Raw genomic sequence first — 1,551 nt, forward strand, 5'->3', positions numbered from 1 at the left:
TCCATTAGTTTCAATATTCTTTTCAAATTAACTGTAAATATGGCCATGGCACCTTGTAATTCCATGCCAATTAGACCCGAGGATTTTGCTACATCATACCCGTGTCTGTGTTTTAATTCGCTATTTTTAGCCTCTATTTTATAACGTTCTTTATATTTATCTTTAAAATATTCACTTTCCTGAAATTGGGCTTGTTCTTGATGTTCATCCGATTTAATCGTAACGGAATACGTTTTACTTTTGGCCCCGTCTTTATAGCACCCATTTTTAAAAGGACAACTTTTACATTTTTCAATATCAAAATAATATTTGTAACGTGTATTTTTATTACCCTCATTTGTTCTTACATTGCGTGCTTTCCGAATTGCCATATGTCCAGCTTTACAAACATACATTCCTGCATCCTTATTAAATTCAAATTCATCTTCATTTTTTCGATTTCCTTGTGTAATGACAGGATTTAATTTGGCTACTAATTCTATTTCATTCTCTTTTGTATATTCAATATTTCCCTTTTCAGAATAGGCTGCATCACCAATGACCGTCTCAACATCAATACCTGCTTTAATACTTTTTTCAATTAAAGTTTGTAATTGTTTACCGTCGTTCTTTTCGCCAGAAGTCACAGAGGCAGCTGTGATAATCCGTTCTTCACTCATAGCAATGTGAGTTTTGTATCCAAAGAATGAAGAATCAGCAGTTTTATGACCTACTTTTGCGTCCTTATCCTCAGAACTCTGCAAATGTTCGATATCGTCGGTAACTGTTTCTTTTAGAAGGTTTAACTGTTCCTTTACCTTCGGGTACTGGATAAGAGTTTCTTCCTTTTCAATTACGTCAATAAGATTCTGGCAATAATCGATTTCATCTTCCAAAACATCGGTTGTATTTTTGTCAGGGAACTTATTTTTCATTGATTCATCTATTTGATAAATAGCTTTCCTCAGCTTTTTAGAACGTTCCAATAGTATTTCTTTTGGTGACATTTGATTGTAGCGGGCTTTCGTATGGGTGGCATCCACGATAATGGATTTACTTTTGATGATTTCCTTCTCGATGGCAATTTCAACGGTTTTGTTGATCAGCATGTCCAAAAGGTTTACATTTATTAAACGAAGTTTTCGAAACTTGGTTAAAGAGCTTGGCTCGATTACGGGCTCCTCCGGAGCCATGTTAAGAAAATACTTAAAAGACATGTCGTATATGGAACGATCAACAATGTCAACATCAGACAAATCATAGATAGTCTTTAACAATAAATATTTGAACATACGAATAGGGTCGATAGCATTTCGACCATTATTATGGCAATAATTATCCTTAAGTTCGTCATAAACAAAAGAGAAATCGACCAGATCGTTAAGTTTACGCAAAAGATTATCTTTCGGAACAACTAAATCATAAATATCCATATATGGACTGAAAATCATTGATTGTTGATTTTGTATCATAGTACACACCCGTTCAAAATTGATACTATAATTATACAGCAAAAAAGGTATAATTCCCTCAGATAATGAGGTATTATACCTTTTTTACATTATTTAGGAG

Annotated in this window: 1 protein-coding gene; it reads right to left on the reverse strand. The window is 33.5% G+C overall.

Annotated features, from left to right (window positions below):
- Positions 1–1,451, reverse strand: a 1,451-nt coding sequence (locus M3183_RS26460; protein ID WP_251475031.1) for an IS1182 family transposase, incomplete at its 3' end; no start/stop codon positions are given.
- Between the last annotated feature and the right edge of the window lie 100 nt (positions 1,452–1,551).

The organism is Neobacillus mesonae, from assembly GCF_023715155.1.
GTDB lineage: Bacteria > Bacillota > Bacilli > Bacillales > Cytobacillaceae > Neobacillus > Neobacillus mesonae_A.